The sequence below is a fragment of the Flavobacterium sp. GW823-FHT04A11 genome, from assembly GCF_058796535.1.
Genome location: NZ_CM179503.1, coordinates 3500096 through 3516614 on the forward strand (window position 1 = coordinate 3500096; position 16519 = coordinate 3516614).

General features: G+C 31.7%; 23 protein-coding genes. 14 read left to right on the forward strand and 9 right to left on the reverse strand.

Going from position 1 to position 16519, the window contains the following annotated elements; all coding sequences use genetic code 11:
• Window positions 1–40: 40 nt before the first annotated feature.
• Window positions 41–712 (reverse strand): YceI family protein, encoded by a 672-nt coding sequence (locus AC3QL1_RS15095; protein WP_492492600.1) that lies wholly within the window; start codon window positions 710–712, stop codon window positions 41–43.
• 356 nt (window positions 713–1068) lie between these two features.
• On the opposite strand from AC3QL1_RS15095, the gene AC3QL1_RS15100 reads away from it, so the two are divergent.
• Entirely contained in the window at window positions 1069–1626 is a 558-nt protein-coding gene (locus AC3QL1_RS15100) for an NADPH-dependent FMN reductase (protein ID WP_492492602.1), read from the forward strand.
• Window positions 1627–1728: 102 nt separating this feature from the next.
• Here the strand turns inward: AC3QL1_RS15100 and AC3QL1_RS15105 are convergent, their stop codons facing one another.
• A complete protein-coding gene (locus AC3QL1_RS15105; RefSeq protein ID WP_492492604.1) occupies window positions 1729–2523 on the reverse strand; it encodes a polysaccharide lyase in 795 nt (264 codons plus the stop codon).
• Window positions 2524–3109: 586 nt separating this feature from the next.
• Window positions 3110–3418, reverse strand: a complete 309-nt coding sequence (locus AC3QL1_RS15110) for a hypothetical protein (RefSeq protein ID WP_492492605.1) — start codon at window positions 3416–3418, stop codon at window positions 3110–3112.
• Window positions 3419–3781: 363 nt separating this feature from the next.
• On the opposite strand from AC3QL1_RS15110, the gene AC3QL1_RS15115 reads away from it, so the two are divergent.
• Both AC3QL1_RS15115 and AC3QL1_RS15120 read left to right on the forward strand, forming a co-directional pair.
• Window positions 3782–4156 carry a nuclear transport factor 2 family protein gene (locus AC3QL1_RS15115; protein ID WP_492492607.1) on the forward strand — a complete coding sequence of 125 codons (375 nt, stop codon included), beginning with the start codon at window positions 3782–3784 and terminating at the stop codon, window positions 4154–4156.
• Between the two features lie 204 nt (window positions 4157–4360).
• Window positions 4361–5059, forward strand: a complete 699-nt coding sequence (locus tag AC3QL1_RS15120) for a DUF1826 domain-containing protein (protein WP_492492609.1) — start codon at window positions 4361–4363, stop codon at window positions 5057–5059.
• Between the two features lie 25 nt (window positions 5060–5084).
• Here the strand turns inward: AC3QL1_RS15120 and AC3QL1_RS15125 are convergent, their stop codons facing one another.
• The 4 genes from AC3QL1_RS15125 to AC3QL1_RS15140 all read right to left on the reverse strand — a co-directional run bounded on the left by AC3QL1_RS15125 (window position 5085) and on the right by AC3QL1_RS15140 (window position 7150).
• Window positions 5085–5372 carry a hypothetical protein gene (locus tag AC3QL1_RS15125; protein WP_492492611.1) on the reverse strand — a complete coding sequence of 96 codons (288 nt, stop codon included), beginning with the start codon at window positions 5370–5372 and terminating at the stop codon, window positions 5085–5087.
• Window positions 5373–5585: 213 nt separating this feature from the next.
• On the reverse strand, window positions 5586–5864 hold the full coding sequence (locus AC3QL1_RS15130) for a type II toxin-antitoxin system RelE/ParE family toxin (protein ID WP_492492613.1): 279 nt from the start codon (window positions 5862–5864) through the stop codon (window positions 5586–5588).
• Window positions 5857–6102 (reverse strand): ribbon-helix-helix domain-containing protein, encoded by a 246-nt coding sequence (locus AC3QL1_RS15135; protein WP_492492615.1) that lies wholly within the window; start codon window positions 6100–6102, stop codon window positions 5857–5859. The genes AC3QL1_RS15130 and AC3QL1_RS15135 overlap by 8 nt, the downstream gene beginning before the upstream one ends.
• A 124-nt stretch (window positions 6103–6226) precedes the next feature.
• Window positions 6227–7150, reverse strand: a complete 924-nt coding sequence (locus AC3QL1_RS15140; RefSeq protein WP_492492617.1) for a DUF2806 domain-containing protein — start codon at window positions 7148–7150, stop codon at window positions 6227–6229.
• A gap of 201 nt (window positions 7151–7351) precedes the next feature.
• Between AC3QL1_RS15140 and AC3QL1_RS15145 the strand changes: the two genes are divergently transcribed.
• Entirely contained in the window at window positions 7352–8338 is a 987-nt protein-coding gene (locus AC3QL1_RS15145; protein WP_492492619.1) for a lysozyme inhibitor LprI family protein, read from the forward strand.
• A 235-nt stretch (window positions 8339–8573) separates the two neighbouring features.
• Window positions 8574–9338 (forward strand): abortive infection family protein, encoded by a 765-nt coding sequence (locus AC3QL1_RS15150; RefSeq protein ID WP_492492621.1) that lies wholly within the window; start codon window positions 8574–8576, stop codon window positions 9336–9338.
• Window positions 9339–9424: 86 nt separating this feature from the next.
• Here the strand turns inward: AC3QL1_RS15150 and AC3QL1_RS15155 are convergent, their stop codons facing one another.
• Complete coding sequence (locus AC3QL1_RS15155) at window positions 9425–9829, reverse strand: helix-turn-helix domain-containing protein (RefSeq protein WP_492492623.1); 405 nt, start codon at window positions 9827–9829, stop codon at window positions 9425–9427.
• A gap of 180 nt (window positions 9830–10009) precedes the next feature.
• Here AC3QL1_RS15155 and AC3QL1_RS15160 point away from each other — a divergent pair, with 180 nt between their 5' ends.
• From AC3QL1_RS15160 to AC3QL1_RS15195, 8 genes are all read left to right on the forward strand, one after another.
• On the forward strand, window positions 10010–10561 hold the full coding sequence (locus AC3QL1_RS15160; protein ID WP_492492625.1) for a hypothetical protein: 552 nt from the start codon (window positions 10010–10012) through the stop codon (window positions 10559–10561).
• A gap of 159 nt (window positions 10562–10720) precedes the next feature.
• A complete protein-coding gene (locus tag AC3QL1_RS15165) occupies window positions 10721–11116 on the forward strand; it encodes a response regulator (protein ID WP_492492627.1) in 396 nt (131 codons plus the stop codon).
• Between the two features lie 78 nt (window positions 11117–11194).
• A complete protein-coding gene (locus tag AC3QL1_RS15170; RefSeq protein ID WP_492492629.1) occupies window positions 11195–11983 on the forward strand; it encodes an SDR family NAD(P)-dependent oxidoreductase in 789 nt (262 codons plus the stop codon).
• Between the two features lie 222 nt (window positions 11984–12205).
• Window positions 12206–13012, forward strand: coding sequence for a phytanoyl-CoA dioxygenase family protein (locus AC3QL1_RS15175; RefSeq protein ID WP_492492631.1), 807 nt, complete (start codon window positions 12206–12208; stop codon window positions 13010–13012).
• A 153-nt stretch (window positions 13013–13165) separates the two neighbouring features.
• The gene (locus tag AC3QL1_RS15180; protein ID WP_492492633.1) at window positions 13166–13852 is read left to right on the forward strand and encodes a CDP-alcohol phosphatidyltransferase family protein; all 687 of its coding nucleotides are present in this window, start codon (window positions 13166–13168) and stop codon (window positions 13850–13852) included.
• A gap of 1 nt (window position 13853) precedes the next feature.
• Window positions 13854–14285 (forward strand): GtrA family protein, encoded by a 432-nt coding sequence (locus AC3QL1_RS15185; RefSeq protein WP_492492635.1) that lies wholly within the window; start codon window positions 13854–13856, stop codon window positions 14283–14285.
• A 205-nt stretch (window positions 14286–14490) separates the two neighbouring features.
• The gene (locus tag AC3QL1_RS15190; protein WP_492492636.1) at window positions 14491–15069 is read left to right on the forward strand and encodes a DUF4833 domain-containing protein; all 579 of its coding nucleotides are present in this window, start codon (window positions 14491–14493) and stop codon (window positions 15067–15069) included.
• A gap of 152 nt (window positions 15070–15221) precedes the next feature.
• Entirely contained in the window at window positions 15222–15395 is a 174-nt protein-coding gene (locus AC3QL1_RS15195; RefSeq protein WP_492492638.1) for a hypothetical protein, read from the forward strand.
• A 222-nt stretch (window positions 15396–15617) separates the two neighbouring features.
• Here the strand turns inward: AC3QL1_RS15195 and AC3QL1_RS15200 are convergent, their stop codons facing one another.
• On the reverse strand, window positions 15618–15953 hold the full coding sequence (locus AC3QL1_RS15200) for a helix-turn-helix transcriptional regulator (RefSeq protein WP_492492640.1): 336 nt from the start codon (window positions 15951–15953) through the stop codon (window positions 15618–15620).
• A gap of 350 nt (window positions 15954–16303) precedes the next feature.
• Here AC3QL1_RS15200 and AC3QL1_RS15205 point away from each other — a divergent pair, with 350 nt between their 5' ends.
• A complete protein-coding gene (locus AC3QL1_RS15205) occupies window positions 16304–16507 on the forward strand; it encodes a hypothetical protein (RefSeq protein WP_492492642.1) in 204 nt (67 codons plus the stop codon).
• The last annotated feature ends 12 nt before the right edge of the window (window positions 16508–16519 follow it).

Consider the following 16519-nt stretch of genomic DNA (forward strand, 5'->3'; position numbering starts at 1 on the left):
AAACTGCCTTTTTTAAGAATATAATTATACGTTTTTCGTATTATTTTCCTGCCGTAACATTGATACCAATTTCGATATCTTTACTGATCATCCATTCTGCAGGATCAGCTTCAGAAGCTCCAAATTTAATATCCCAGTCAGTACGATTTACTGTAAATTTAGCCTGAATTGCTGCGGTTCCGTTAGCTACAGTAATTTTTGCCGGGAAAGTAACATTTACCGATTTACCTTTTAGCGTAAGATTCCCGCTTACTGTTTTATTTGCACCTTCGACCGCATCTTTTGCAGGAGTTTCTAAGTTGGTAACACTTGTAATTTTAAAATCAGCTGTTGGATTTTTTTCCACATCAAAAAAGTCAGCACCTTTTAAGTGCGATTCTAGTTCTGAATATTTCTTGTCTTTTTCAGTAACCGAGGCCGGATCTACTTTGATAGACTTCATATCGATTACAAAATCACCTGCCGTAACTTCATTAGCTTCAACAGAAACTTCACCTGATTTAATGGCAAGTGTTCCCCAACGTGGTGCAAAACCGCCTTTGTGAAATGCTTTCCAGTCAACTTTTGATGTTTCAAGGTTTACCGCTAAAACTTCTCCCTTTTTTTCAGCAACCTGCTGTTCTTCGCCAGTTTTTGTTTCCTCAGCATTCTTTTTGCATGCCGTTATAAATAGAGTAACAGCGACCAAAGTTAATACACTAAATTTTTTCATTTGTTTACGTTTAAAGTTTTGTTAATGATTGCGTCTTATTTTAATTCAAAGTTCATTTGATTAAAAATAAACCGGTTATACTAGTCGGAAATTTAATGATAATTTCAGGAAAATCAAATAGATCATTTCGGATACTTATTCAATAACTTGTTTTTGCCATCAGAATTATTAGTTTTTAATTTCTAATAAAGATGCGAATTTATTTATAAATACCAAATGCATTTAAAATTATCCTGTAAGTAATTTAGGTTTAATTTATAAAGAAATTAAGGTTCACGCCACATTTTTTTTGTAAATTAGAGAAGTTAACCAAGTTTTAAAAGACAATACTTTTTTTAAATATAAAAACAATAATTATGAGTAAAGTAATTGGAATCATCGCAGGAAGTCTTCGTAAAGAATCATTTTCAAAAAAAATAGGCAAAGCTTTATTGGCTATGGCACCCGAAGGATTTGAGTTTAAAACCATCAAATTAGATGACTTGCCTATATACAATCAGGATTTTGACGATCATAATGAAGTTCCTGAAGCATACACAACCTTTAGAAATGAAGTAAAACAGCTTGACGGATTTATTTTTATCACTCCTGAATACAACAGATCTGTGCCGGCCGTACTTAAAAATGCGCTCGATGTGGGTTCACGTCCGTATGGAAAAAGTGTTTGGGATGGCAAACCGGGAGCTATTTTTAGTAATTCGCCCGGAGTTGTAGGAGGTTTTGGAGCCAATCACCACTTGAGACAAAGTCTGGTATTTTTAAATATTCCCGTAATGCAGCAGCCTGAAGTGTATCTGTCTAAAATTAATGAGTTATTTGATGAAAGCGGAACGATTAAAGAAGGCGAGACCAAAGCATTTATTAAAAAAGCAGTTGATGCCTACATAGTTTGGTTCAGCCAAAATCAGAAATAAAGAAAGAAATGTGAGGGATTTTAAAAGTATTTAATTTCATCACAATGATTACATTAAACTTTTATATCGCTCACATTTCCTTTATTATTCAAACATAATTATCTATTGGGCATCCCAGGATGCACTGGCGTAATAGATAGAACTTGATACAGGAGCTACCCAGTAATCCTGACTACCGCCACGGAAAGTATGAAGACTCACTGCATTGACATTTCGTTTAGAATCGTTTGTTACCCAACGAATTGTCTGATTCAATATCTCGGTTCCATTTACATAATATTTTACATACCCGTTAGTATTTGAACCGGTATTTAACTTAACAGAGATCTGGCAATTATACGTTACACCTTCTTGTATGTAATATTTTTTCCCAAAATCATTACCATATTGTCCCGGCTGATCTTTGTAATATACATACGGCTGAAGATAAGCTCCGCTTCCTTTGGCAGTGTTTGATCCATTTGGGCAATACCACATAAATCGGGCACTACCGCCATTACCATCCCATCCCGGATCGCCACCGGTATTCTGATCACCAATTAAGATTCCGTATCCGCATTTACCGCCTCGGCTCCAATAGAATCCAGAATTAAATTTCATCTGGAACCAAACTGTATAAACGCCTTCTGACCAAACGCCAAACGAGGTACACAAACCACCCGGACACGTTAATGTATTGGGTTTTAAGGTAATCGTTCTGGCTCCGGCACCACCACCTGCAGCGGCAACAGCGGCAACGGCGTCTTTGTTGGTATTCTGCTGAACGTCTTTTACGTCGCCTTGTGAGGCTTCTTTGTTAACGGCTTGTTCCACATTTAAATCTTGTTCTTTTTCGCAAGAAGCAAACATTAATGCTGTAATAAACAGCAACGTTGTTAATTTTAAGGTTTTTTTCATTTTGATAATAATTAAAGGTTAGTAAATAATAGATAGTAATTATATTATTGTGTGCTGATAAAGAATGGTTTACACAATAATTAATTGATATTGCAAAGTTGATTAATAACAATTTGCATGGAGATAAAAAAAGTACGTTTTTGGGTACAAAAAAATCCCGCTTTTATATTATCTATATATTTTTCAGACTTTAAAAATGAAATTATTAGAAAAATACATTAAAAAATATGCAGTATTTAAATAATTAAGAAATGGAGTAATCCAGTATAATTAGCTTGTGCCGAAGTATTAATCAGTTTTTATAATGCAATGTCTGTTACAATGAAAATGGTTATAAAAAAACTCTAAATCATTGATTTAGAGTTTTTAATTAAAATATAGAAAGGTTTCAAACCATTTCTTGCAATGTTTTTTCTTTTAAGATATTCTGGAAATGTTATTTTTCGCAAAGTTCCTTCAATTTGTCCAGTGCTTTTGGGTAGGTTTGGTTCATATAATCTACAAATTCTTCTGTAGTATCGAGGTCGACTATAACATTTGTAGAATTGTTGTTTTCTTCAAACGTATAATTTTCAAATCCGTTTGCTCATTTTTCGACTTCCGGTCCTTCTGTAATTTCCTTGTCACCTTTTAAAATACCATAATGCTGAATCGAAACAAATTGATTTGGAACGTTTACTGCAATCCTCGAAACCATGCCGCCTTTTTCTCCTTTATCATCTACTCCAAGAAATCGAATTTTACTTCCTTTTTCCCAACTTCCTTCATAGCTGGATGTAGGGTTAAACAAAGCTGTCCATTGCTCATAAGTTGATTTATCGCTAATGCCCAGCATAATATCATATATCCTGGTCGCAGGAGCGTTAATGTTTATTTTAAACTGTAGCTTTTTCATAATATTAAATTATTTAAATTAATCTTTTAAGTTTTTTATTTCGTTTGTACAAAGAAATTTCCTTAATAGAGTTTTAGTGTTTTGATTATTAGTACTTAAGCTAATATAAGAAATATTTTACTACGATTTTGATTAGATTTAAAAAACAGAATCATGAAACATTGATTATCAAGTTATTAATATTTATTTTGAAGTCTTTATATTCAATAATTTGAAGCGATTTGCTTTAATTATATTCGTAAAATAATTTTGCCGAATTATTTCTTTAGTATTCTCATTATCAATTAAATATATGTTAAAAATGAACGTATAATTTAAAATTAGTTTGAAATTAGTATAACTGTTTAACTAATAAAGATGATTATGGAAACGCAAATTATTGAACTGGAAAAAAAATATTGGCAGGGAATGGAAAATCACGACTATGAAACGGTAAAAAATCTTACCCGGTTTCCTTGCATAATTGCCGGCAAAAACGGCGTACAAAGTATAGATGAAGCCACCTTTAAAAAGATGTTTGAATCTGGAGATGGCGATAAAATAAAGGTCTTGAATATTTCTGATATAGAAACGCAATTGCTTGCCGAAAATAATGCCGTAATAGCATATTCGATAGAATTAGGAATTGTAGATAATCAAAAAGCGCCTATGAAATGTGCCTGCACTTCGACCTGGATAAAGGAAAATAACAATTGGGTTTGTGCACTGCATACCGAAGCTGAATTATCTAAACAATAGATTGCAATTGTTACTAAAAGTATTGAAAAATCCCATTTCGTAAGAAGTGGGATTTTTTATTTTGTGGCTCTTATTGAACAATTTCAAAATCATTTTATGTCGAATTCGGTAAACCCCAAAGTTTATAGCGATAAAAACCCCACAACTAATTACTATTACATAATTTTGTAATGCCCGAAATAACCAGCTTCTTACTATTAAACTATGAACAATATATTTTCTAACAACAGCCAAATAGCAACAGTTTCTACTTTCTCTGAGCTTGTAAATACCGATTTCAACGGAGAAATGAATGCACTTTGCTGGTACAGAAATCTGGATGGCGATTTTAATGAGATAGTAACCCAATTACGCTTAAAAGAAAATATTACAGAAGTTCATCCCGAAGATCTAATCGCGCTCCAACTATCAGAAAAGGGGAGTAGAGCGAGGGAAATAATCTTAAATGATTTACAATTATTAACTGATTTTGGCGCTTCGCCGGCCCTGAATTTACTGAAATGTTATGAACGTGACGACGAATTTGATTTCATTTCGACAGATGTGTATTCGTTTCATGTTGATCGTTCGCCCATTGCAACAGATACTTTTTTATGTACCTATCACGGAGCCGCAAGTGATATTGTTGCTAATTCGGAGGCAGAACAAAAAATCCTGATTCCGGAAATTCGGGAAAAGCTAAAAGAACTCTATGACGGACCATCTGAAGGTTTTGAAAACTTTTTGGAGGAGAATTATTTTAATTTGCATTATCAGCTGCATCCCGATGCAGAACCAGTTAATTTAGGTTTAGGAAATCTTTGGCGTCTGGCCGTAGATCATCCAAAACAACAAGTATTGCCTTGTATTCATCGGGCTCCAATAGAAAATGAAGGCGAATATCGGTTGTTGTTGATTTGTTAATGGGATTTCTTGAGATGATGTTACCCTAATTGCAAATAACCCTGTTATTTACTAAAATCAGACCTTTGATACTTATTGTACTTTCATCAGACCTTGAACTTAAAAAGATATATCCCTCTTTATTCAAAAGTAGTAAAGCATCTAGTACTCTCGCTTGTTTTTTCTTTTCATCAGATATACTGTCTCTCACTGGTGCGTAACTATTAAAAACAGGAGTTAACAGACTTGTCAGTTCTTCTAAAGTGCAACTCATGCCGTATCTGTCGGCAAGCATCTGCAGAATTTTCATAAGAAAGATTGGTAATGTTTCCATGACAACAGCTTTTTCTTATATATACGAAAACTGAGTGGGAATAGATTTTATTCTATACAACAAGTTTTAGCTTGTATTTTATAGAAAATGCAGAGGAATATCGGTTGTTTTTGATTTGTTGAGGGTGAACTACGATCGTTCGGATTTGTACAATATTTAAAGAAATCAGATTAAATTTCTATAATAAACATATAACAGATAAATTGAACGACTTTAAAAGTCTTGCCTTCCGATGATAGTAATAATCTCTACCCGGTTATCTCCTTTAATTTGGTAGTAAATCGTATCAACACCACAAACACAATAGCGATATCCTAATTTAATGTGGTCAGCAGATGGAAATAAAAAAGGATTTCTCTCTATTTTTTCAAAACAATCATAAAACATATTAAAATAGCTGTCCGCTTGATTGATACCAAACTTAGTAATACCATAATAATAAATTCTTCTTAAATCTTCTTTGGCTTCGCTACTTAAATAATAGCTATACATTAGGCAAATCTTTTTTAAATTCGGCTAACATTTCTTCTCTGGTTTGTTTTTTTGCAAAACCGCTTTTTTCTCCCTTATCTATTTTAGCTCTCACAAATTCATAGTATTCTTCTTGTGAGCGTGCTTGTTTAATCAGATAGTTAATAGCTTCGCTTTTGCTACTAAACTCATCTGTATTAACCTGATTTTTCAACCATTCGTCATTAGGAGCAGTTAATGATATACTTTGTCTTGGCATAATAATACGAGTTTTTATAATGGTGTAAATTTACACCAAAATTTTAAAAATGGAAACATTTTTAGATGATAGTTTTTTTAATTGTGGGAAGACAAATCCGAACAATTGGGTATTTTTATTTTAATTAGGGTTTATATTCAAATACATCTTTCAAACTTTTTTTACCATTTACTGTCACTATTTTTCCGACTATTATATGCGTATAAGAAGTAGATAATGCTTTACAAGTATACTTTATATGTTCAACATTGTATTCAATTGGAATTAGTGTTGACAACTCTAATCCAATTTTTGTGAGTGTTAATATTGGCACACTATGAGCTTCATTATGAGCACTTGTTGTTACATAGATACCGGTTTCTCCAATTTCATATAGTAATTTGAAAGGTTCTTTTAAAGCAGGAAAATTTAAGCCTAAAGTAGTTCCACCTGAAATCAAGCCTAATTCGATCATAAGCAAGATTTCAGTATAAGGAATATTAAATTTTTTTTGAAAGGATTCATGATGAAGAAAAGGAATAAAATGCCCTGAAGCATGCTTTACATTTAATTGAGCAAATTTTGTAAAAATTTCAGCCTCTTGTTTATTTAAATTTTTTAATAGATCTAGAGTTCTTAATGAAAAAGAACCAGGTTGTTTTACTTCTCCAGAAAGTATTCTTCCCCAAAGCTTTTGCATTTCATCATTTGAAATATCTTCTGCAATTTTAAAAAATCTTGTTGTCCAATCAGAATCGACATTCTCAGAGTTTACATTTGGTTCTTGAGTGATTTGTTCAATGGCAACTTCAATAATGTTTTCTATGTTATTTTGTTTTCTTTGCTCTTGAAATAGAATTTTTTGTTCTATTGTACTGAAAGTATCAAATTCAATTAATTTGCTTTCTGCATTCGCAATTGTTTTAGCTTTTTCTAAAACTTGAATTTTATATGCTTCTGCGTCTGCTTCTTTTTTTATTGCTCTAGGTCTGTACAAAGTTCCGATTCCTTGGCTTATGACTTCAATCAATTTTTCAATTGGTTTTCCATCGAATGTAATTAGTCCCATTTATTTACATTATTTAGGTTTGATCGAAATAAAATTAATATATTTTTTTCCTGATTAATAATCATTTTAATAAAATTATTGGGTATTAATAACAATTGATTGAATAGGTGCAGAACAAAAGAATTTTAAATCCGAATCTTAAGTAAAAAACGTAATTTTACTATTCGAAAATGGTGTTTACATTAATTTTAACAATTCAATATGACAATTAAAAGGAAAACACAAATATTCATAACTTGTTCATCATCCCTTGTTGGTATTACACATTTACTTTTTCCCGAACTAAAAATTGATGCAATTTTTATCACATTGATTATTGTAGCTATTATTCCTTGGTTAGAACCTCTATTGAAGTCGGTAGAACTTCCTGGCGGTCTAAAAGTTGAATTTCAAGATTTAAAGAAAATTGAAGATGAAGCTAAAAAGGCAGGACTTATTAAACCAGACTCAGATAATTTTGAAAAGGAAGCTTTAACTAGTGGAAATTCAGAAACATATTCATTTATTGAAATTGCTGAAAAGAATCAAGAGCTAGCTTTAGTTGGTTTTAGAATTGAGGTGGAAAAAAGATTGAGGAAATTAGCGGATAAATACAGTTTAGAAAGTAATAAATTTTCAATCACAAAATTAATTGATGCTTTAAACGACAAGGAAATTATAACAAAAGCAGAAACAAAATCTTTAAAAGATATCATTCATACGCTTAACTATGCTGCTCATGGAATGGATTATGACATTAGAAATGCATATTGGGTAATGGAAAATGGTCCAAAAATTTTAGAAAGCTTAGATGAAAAACTAGAAATTAGAGGAGGAAGGTTTTCAGTTGGTAATACTGACGAAAAGGAACATTGGATTGATAAATCTTATAATAACTGTGAAGCGACAACTAGTTTTGAATGGGGTGAATGCATTAAAAAGCATAATGAACTGTGGGAAAAAGAGATGAATAATATTTATGAATCTTTATTAAATAAGTTGCAAGATACCCAGAAAGAAAAATTAATTGAAACTCAAACCAATTGGAAGAAACAATTTGAAATTGAAAAAGATTTCCTTTACTCTTTCAAAGACTTGCAATTTAAAATTGGAAGTGGAGGAATGCTTGTTTCCGCAAGAAATTTTATGAATAAAATTAGAGAACGAACATTAGAACTAGAAGAAATACTAAATTGGCTAGCAGAATAAATTTATTGATAATAGAGATTTGTAAATGCGTTTAATTCATACTGATCGCTTAGATATGTGCAAACGATAGCATGGAAATTCTTTCCATGAATGTTCCTATATTAATAAAAACTAATGTAAAATATATAGTTAAAAACTGATTTTCTTTTTTAATATGTTACAATATATTTTACGGGTTACAAATCCTCACGAGCGGATTACAATATTTTAATAAGGAATAATTTATAAGTAATTTATGGAAGATATAGATATAAAAAAAATAAGAAGAATTTTAGACTATAAAGGTCGTCAAGATTTATCTGATTTATTAACTAATTCTACATCATATTTAGATGTATCTAATACTTTCGGAAGCCGATTATATTCACTTATCAGTACTTTTGAAATAAGATCAAACCCAAAAATTCAAGCCATAATAGACAAACTTTCCGAAAAAGATAAAAATGAAATTTTTGATGCAGTCTTAAAAGTTTATCCATTAAAAAATGAGGAACCAGAAATTAGAGAAGTTACATATTTTCCTGATTTTGATATTGTAGATATTGAATTAGTCGAAACAAAAGAGTTGGAAAGAATATCTTTTGAATATATACATGACCAAATAAAAAAATGTAATTCTAAAATAGCTGAAAAAGATTTTGAAGGTTCAATTACAAACGCTCGAACTTTAATTGAATCTCTTTGTTTATTTATTCTCGAAACAAGGACAAAGGAAAAGCACGAATATGACGGTAATTTATTAAAACTTTATAAAACTGTAGCTAATTTATTAAACATGTCTCCAGCAAATCATGAAAATGAATTTCTCAAACAGATCTTATCAGGAGTTTTTAGTATAATAAATGGTGTTTCGGGTTTAAGAAATTCATATAGTGATTCTCATGGAAATGGTCCTTCAAAATCATCATATAAAATTGACGAAAGACATGCTGTGTTTACTGTAAATTTGGCAAAAATAGTTTCAGAATATTTGTTTGTAAGTTTTGAACAATCAGAATAATATTATTTCTAAAAATCCACTGTAGTGCAAAAAAAAGAGACCTCAAAAGTCTCTTTTTTAAATATAAATATATCTTCTATAAACAATTATTTATTAATCAATTTCTCAAGCCTCACCATCATTTCATCTTTCTCTTTCAACATACGCTCATATAACGCAATTTTTTCATCATATAATTGTACAATTTTATCAATTGGATTAAATGTACAAGTATCATTTTTTTGATAACCAACTGAACCGTTGTCAAATTTATTAGAAATAATATTTATTGCCTGTTCCTCATCAAAATTCTGAAACGCTTCCACGGGAATTTTCAATGAGTTTGAGATCTGTTTCAGCAAATTATCTTCAATAACATCTTTTTGCTCCAGCATAGAAATTTTCTTTTGGTTCCAGTCATTTCCCAGATCAAAAGCCAAAGCTTCTTGTTTGATGCCAAGCATTTCTCTGAAGCGTTTTACGTTTCTTCCCTGATGTATTTTCTGTTCCATAATGAATATCAATTTTTCTAAAGGCTCAAAGATAAAGCCATTTGGATAAAAATCCTGAATTTCAAAGATAAAAAAATATCCTGTTAAACATCAATTTTTGTCAGATATTATATGCAGTTTTCGAATAGATTATCCTTTTTAAAGAATACAATTTTGCAGGAGATTTTAAATCTCATTATTATGAAAAAGAATAAAATGTCTTTCGAAACCCGTTTTTGGTCAGGCTTTGCGACAGAAAATCCATTTAAGGCCATTGATGCCTTTTTTGCCTTTGCACATCTTGATTATTATAAACAAAATTTAGCCGAAATAGTTACTTACAGCTATAAAGTAGAGGTCTGTAAACAGGATGATCCTTCTAATGTTTTTATGTTTTATACCGTTGTACGCTCTTTTCTTAAAATCTGTACCTGTCTGCAACACAAAAGTAAAAAATGGAAAGTTACAGATTCTTTGCGTTGCGAAACAATATTTCATCTTTCGTCGCTCACAAAGGAAGAATACGAAAATCCTTTTATTGTATTTCAAAAAGCATTTGATGAAAAAATTCTGGAAGAATTTGAATTGTTTTTATTTCAAATCATAGAGCTTTCCTTGTCTCCCAATGTCGGAGATCCTGATTTTGACCTCACAACGCCTTATATTCATATCATCAAAATGCTCGATGCAGCAGAATTAATAAGAGAAAGAGGCGTGGAGAAAATCAGCCGCCGCCTGCATTTATCAAATTAAAATATAAGCTGTAAGTTATTACAAAGTTTTTCGGCGTTATTACAAATTAGCATTGTTGCTCTTTGATTTAGTTTTATTTAGTTATAAAATTGCAGTGAATTTAAAGCCAATACCACTTTAAATTGGAACTTTTTTTCGCTAAAAAAAATAGTTGGGGGAATGAAATACAAAAACATATTACTAGTCAACGATATAAATGATGATGCAGAGACTTTTGTATTAGTCCTCAATGCGATTAATCATAAAATTAGATCATCAGTAGAAAGTAGTGCACTTGAAGCGCTAAAAAAGCTTCAGGACTCCAGATTATCACCAGATATAATTTTCCTGGATTATAATATGCTTTACCTTGACGGAACTGGATTTCTTCAATTACTTCGAGATATTAAAGGGCTGAAAAGGATTCCGGTTGTACTTTATTCCCGAAATTCGGGACTTATGCTGGAGGAAGCAATGACAAAATTCAAAGGAGTGCAGTTTTTAAAAAAGAGTTCGAATTTCGGTAAGCTTTTTAAGTCTCTTCAAAAGATAATTATTCCTGAAAAATCTGAATAGGGAAGGGTTGACCATTATACACTTTTCGCACCCAACGTTTTACAATTAATCTTTATATTTGAGGATAAAATTAATAAAATGAGCGAAAAAACGAAACCGTATGCCTTAATAACCGGCGCCAGCAAAGGCGTTGGAAAATCTATTGCTTATGAATTGGCCAAACAGGATTATCCGCTGTTGCTTGTGGCAAGAAGTGAAGCCGAATTAAAAGCATTATCAGCTGATCTTCAGGTTAAATACGGCATTAGTACGGCTATTTTATCGATTGATCTTTCGCTAAACGGTGCATCGCAAAAAGTAACCGACTGGATAAAAATGAATCACTATCCGGTTGGCATTTTGGTTAACAATGCCGGTTATGGCGTGTGGGGCGATTTTAGTAAATCTTCTCTAACCGATCAACTTGGTATGATGCAGCTGAATATGAATGTCGTGGTAGAACTTTCGCATTTATTGGTACCCATACTTTCGCAGGAAAAACAAGCTTACATTTTAAACATATCGAGTACTGCTGCCTATCAGGCCGTACCAACGCTTGCAGTTTATTCGGCTACAAAGGCTTTTGTTTTATCGTTTACGCGTGCCTTACGTTTCGAACTTGCGCAAACTTCAATTTCTGTAACCTGTTTTAGTCCGGGTCCGGTTGATACCGGTTTTGCTGCAAGAGCCGGTTTAAGCGCGCTAAACAAAATGGCCGAAAAGTTTAATATGCAGCCGGATGAAGTGGCAAAAATGGCAATAAAGGCCATGTTCAGCAAAAAATCTGAAGTTATTCCGGGTTTTACCAATATCATTTCCGTGTACGCCAATCGTATATTACCAAAGGCTTTTATCGAAAAAACGGCTGCCGGAATTTATAAAATTTAAATTTTTTCGAAAAAAAATAAAAAAAAATCTTTGTCAAAAAGAATATTATACTACATTTGTAATGTCTACTAATTCTATAGAGTATATCTAATATGAGAAATGAGTTTAATTTTTATAAAGATCAAATACAGGCAAACATGCGAATGTGTTGCTGTTGTTGCTGTTGCTAATCTTTAGATAAAATTTCAAACACTATTATTTCATTTATTAAATATATTTATCATGGTATCTTCTTATAAAACATTTACCCTTACTGAGCAATTAACTAATGAGCAAGTAAACTTTTTTAACGAACATGGATTTATCCATTTCAAAAAATTCATAAACCCTGAAACGGTTTCCTCAATCATTGACGCCTCCAAACAAGTGGAGCAAAAATGGATTGACAATGATCTTCAAAAAATAAATGGTGTTCCTATCAAATTCGGAAAAGATTTAGACGGGTCTCCAATTGTACAGCGTTTTGCTTTTATCAATCAACATCACCAAACCTTAAGCGGACTTTTACTGGATCCGAGATTTAATGGTTTATTACCTTTGGCAGGCGATGGCGCAAGATTAGGCACCGAAGAAAAAGACGGAATGGTTTTCAATCATTATATCAATGGGCCGGAAAGTAAGTTTACCAAAATGGGCTGGCATACAGATGGTTTGAGAGATATTTTTTATGGTGGAAAATTAAACCCGATGTTAAATGTGGGGATTCATTTAAGCACTTTAAAACCTGAAAACGGCGGACTTAAAATTATTCCGGGAACTCATAAGCAAAGTATTTATCAAATGCTTTTTCGTAAAAAATATTTTTTAGATAATAACCCTGATCCACAGGAAGTTTCTATCAATCCGGAAGCCGGAGATTTAACCATTCACGATGGCCGTTTGTGGCACAGAGTCGCAGAATCCTCTATTCGTGGCGAAGAGAGTAGAAGAAGAGTCATTTATATCCCGATTATCGCAGGAAAATATGCTCCTAAAAATGAGAACAGCCCAACGGTTTTCTATCAACGTTTTGCGGGCATTGTTAAATAATATGCTGATTATTATCGCATTTAGTTATCTGGTTAGATCAGGTAAGCTAAAACGTACCACCAATTTTTTTAAAAATACGCAGAGAAAAGTAAAATTAAAAATTGTAAAACTGGAATTGACGATACAATCAAGCTTACAAATATTGGGTTACTAATGGGGAAAGAAACACAGCGTGAAAATAATAATGCAATTGTACAAAGAACATTTTCAGACCGCAAGCGAACTAATATTTTAAAGAAAGCCGAACAGTCAACGATTGTATTTTTGCTACCCAAAGTGCCTAAATTCATTTCGCCAAACGTACTCACTTTAATTGGTACGCTTGGTTCGGGATTTGTTTTTTTAGCTTTTGTTTTAGGAACTTATTTCGCCAATTGGTATTTACTTTTGGGTATTATCGGTCTGGCTGTAAATTGGTTAGGCGATTCTTTAGACGGAAGACTGGCGTATTACAGAAATATTCCGCGTCGCTGGTATGGTTTTGCACTCGATATTATTGCCGATTGGATCGGTATTGTGCTCATAGGCTTTGGCTACTATATTTATGCTCAAAATGGCACACAAATAGTAGCCTTTGCTTTTGTCGCCTTGTATGGCTGGTCTATCATTATCAGTCAGTTACGCTACAAAATTACAAATGAATACAGTATAGATTCTGGCTTTGTGGGGCCAACAGAACTTCGGTTTATTATTGCATTAATTTTAATTCTGGAAGTTTTATTTCCCGGATCCATTGCTTATTTGGCTGGTTTGATCTCCGTTTTATTGCTTATAATCAATATTATAGATAGTTTAAAGCTTTTAAATCTGGGCGATTTAAAAGATAAAAACCAGGACTGATATGTTCAGTAAAAAATCCATTTTTACTTTTCTGCAAGCACAAGTAGCGGCATTTTTAGGCGGCATAACCGATTATGGCTTGATGATTTTATTGACCGAAGTCTGTAAACTGCATTTTACTTTTTCTATTCTAATCTCCGGAACGGTTGGCGCCATTATCAATTTCAGCATCAATAGATTGTGGGTATTTAAAAATCAATCCGGTTGCAGCAATCATATTAATAGTCAGCTTTTTAAATTTGCGTTGGTGGTTTTAGGAAGCATTTCCTTAAAGTCATTTGGTACGCTTATATTGCAAAAAGCATTTCAAATCGATTATAAAATAGGAAGATTAATCACCGATAGTTTTGTTTCTTATGGTTTTAATTATCCGCTGATTAAATATTGGGTTTTTAAGGCAAACGAAAAACAGAATGTAGTCGAATCAAATTAATCCGCTGGGTGTAATTCCAAAAAAATAATAATTTAAACACATAGAGACATAGGATTTAGATTCTTGAAAAGAATAAAAAAAGAAACTAGTTTCTAACACATACCCATCTATGTTTGTTTAAACAAGTGAAACGCCTTTTTTAAGCGTCCTAATCTATGTTTCTATGTGTTTAAATAATCTAACAGGTTATATAAATATTTCGTTTATGAATAAATCATCATTTAAATATTTTACAAAATCACTTCTCATTATAGCGATCTTATTAAATATAATTCCTCAAAATCTCCAGGCACAATCTAAAAATCCATCGCCATTGCATTTTCCAACGCCTAAGAATATAGACAATATGCTATTTTATATTCAGCGCGATCCCAATATAAACACGGCTATTTATGCCATAAACTATCAGGAAAATGGAAAAATAAACAAAACCGATCCTATAAAAGCCTATTGGATTCGATATGCCGAGAAAGGAGAAAAGAAAGACTTTAGTTATATACAACGCAAATTTGCCTACGGAATAGAAAGTAAAACCGTAAATAATGAGGAATTTGAGCTTAAATTTGTATCCTATAAAAAGTTATCCTTAACCCTGAAAAAGATAGATTCTGATCAAAAATATCATGTTTTTGTAAATGTAAATGATAAAAAAATCCAGCTGGAAAAAATATTTGTGCGCATTGAAGGAGGTTCTTTCTGGTTACCAAATTTAAAATATGCCGAAGTTACCGGAGTTGAGACTTCTTCAAATAAAATGATTACGGAGAGGATGTTGTTGAAATAGCTTAACTAATTACTTGGATGTGGCAAAAAAATAGCACGCAATTCCTTTCCGCCGTTGCTATATTACTAAAAACTGGTTTTTTAATCTGTTAAGATGGACCTTGTTGGCATCGATTACAAATCAACGCTATCGGGTTCTCTGTAAATTATCAAATGAAAAAAGTTTCTATAGGCGTAAATATTGATAACATTTTTAATATGAAATGGAACGAAACCCAATTACTGACAGAATCCCGTCTGGCAAATGAAACTGATCCTGTTGAAGAAATTCATTTTACCGCCGGAACGCCTTTTAATGCCAGATTGATATTAAAATATAGCTGGTAAGTCGCAAAATAATCCTGTGACATATTGTATTATGATTTTAATTCTGTAGATCTATAATAGCGTATATTAATGCAATGGAAAGGCATAAAAAAATCCCATTTATTAAGAAATGGGATTTTTTGAGAACTATAAATTACATTACAAACTGATTTAGAAATTAACCTATTTTAAGTGAATTTATAAGATAATTATTTAAATTTTATTAATAGGTTGATGATAGTTTTAAGAAGATTGAAGCTGCATCTTTAAAAGCATGTTTTCATTTTCTAATTTTTCAATATATTTTTTCATTACTGCTAATGTAAGATCGTAATGTTCATTGTAAGGAGTAATATTGGCATTATGATCTAAGAAATTAACATCATCTTCAGATTCATATATGGTTTCCAGATTTGTTTCTAAAACTTTAGCCAAGATATTCCATTCGTTTTTTTTTATTTTAGTAGTGCCCGATTCTCTCCGACTATATTGAGACTGTGTGATTCCTAAATGAAAAGCCATTTCCTCTTGTTTTTTATTTTTCTCTATTCTTTTTTTTATTAGTTTTTGTTTAATCATAAAAAATGTTTGTGGTTATTGTTTTTTTGTTGTTATGTATTTTTTTACGGTAATTTTTTTAGTATTTAATTTTAAAAATAGTATTAAAATGAGTATTTATTATATTTTAAGTTAATTATAAACACATCAAAAACATATCAAATCTTTGTTTTGTTAAACAAAAGTATTCAAAATGTATACTAATTAGAGCGCTATGCACTTTTTAGCATATTATATGCTTAATAAAGCATAGGTAAAAACTTACGAATAATTGAAATTTGGAAAAAATAAATTCTTCAATTTAAAATCAAGTGCACGTGATTCAAATAGTAAGAATGAATTTTTGACATTAATAACCTAAAAAAATAACTATGAAAACACAAAAAATGAGCCTTAGTAATATTCAAGGCAGACTTACCAGAAGCGAATTAAAAACAATTATGGCGGGAAGCGGAGTATATGATGGGCCAAAATCAGTTAAATGTTGTAACCAGACTACAGGCCGTTGTGGTGATTGTGCATCAAGTACCGGAATACCAACTTGTTCACAAGGTTATGAACTAAAAGATTGCTAAAATCTATAAAGA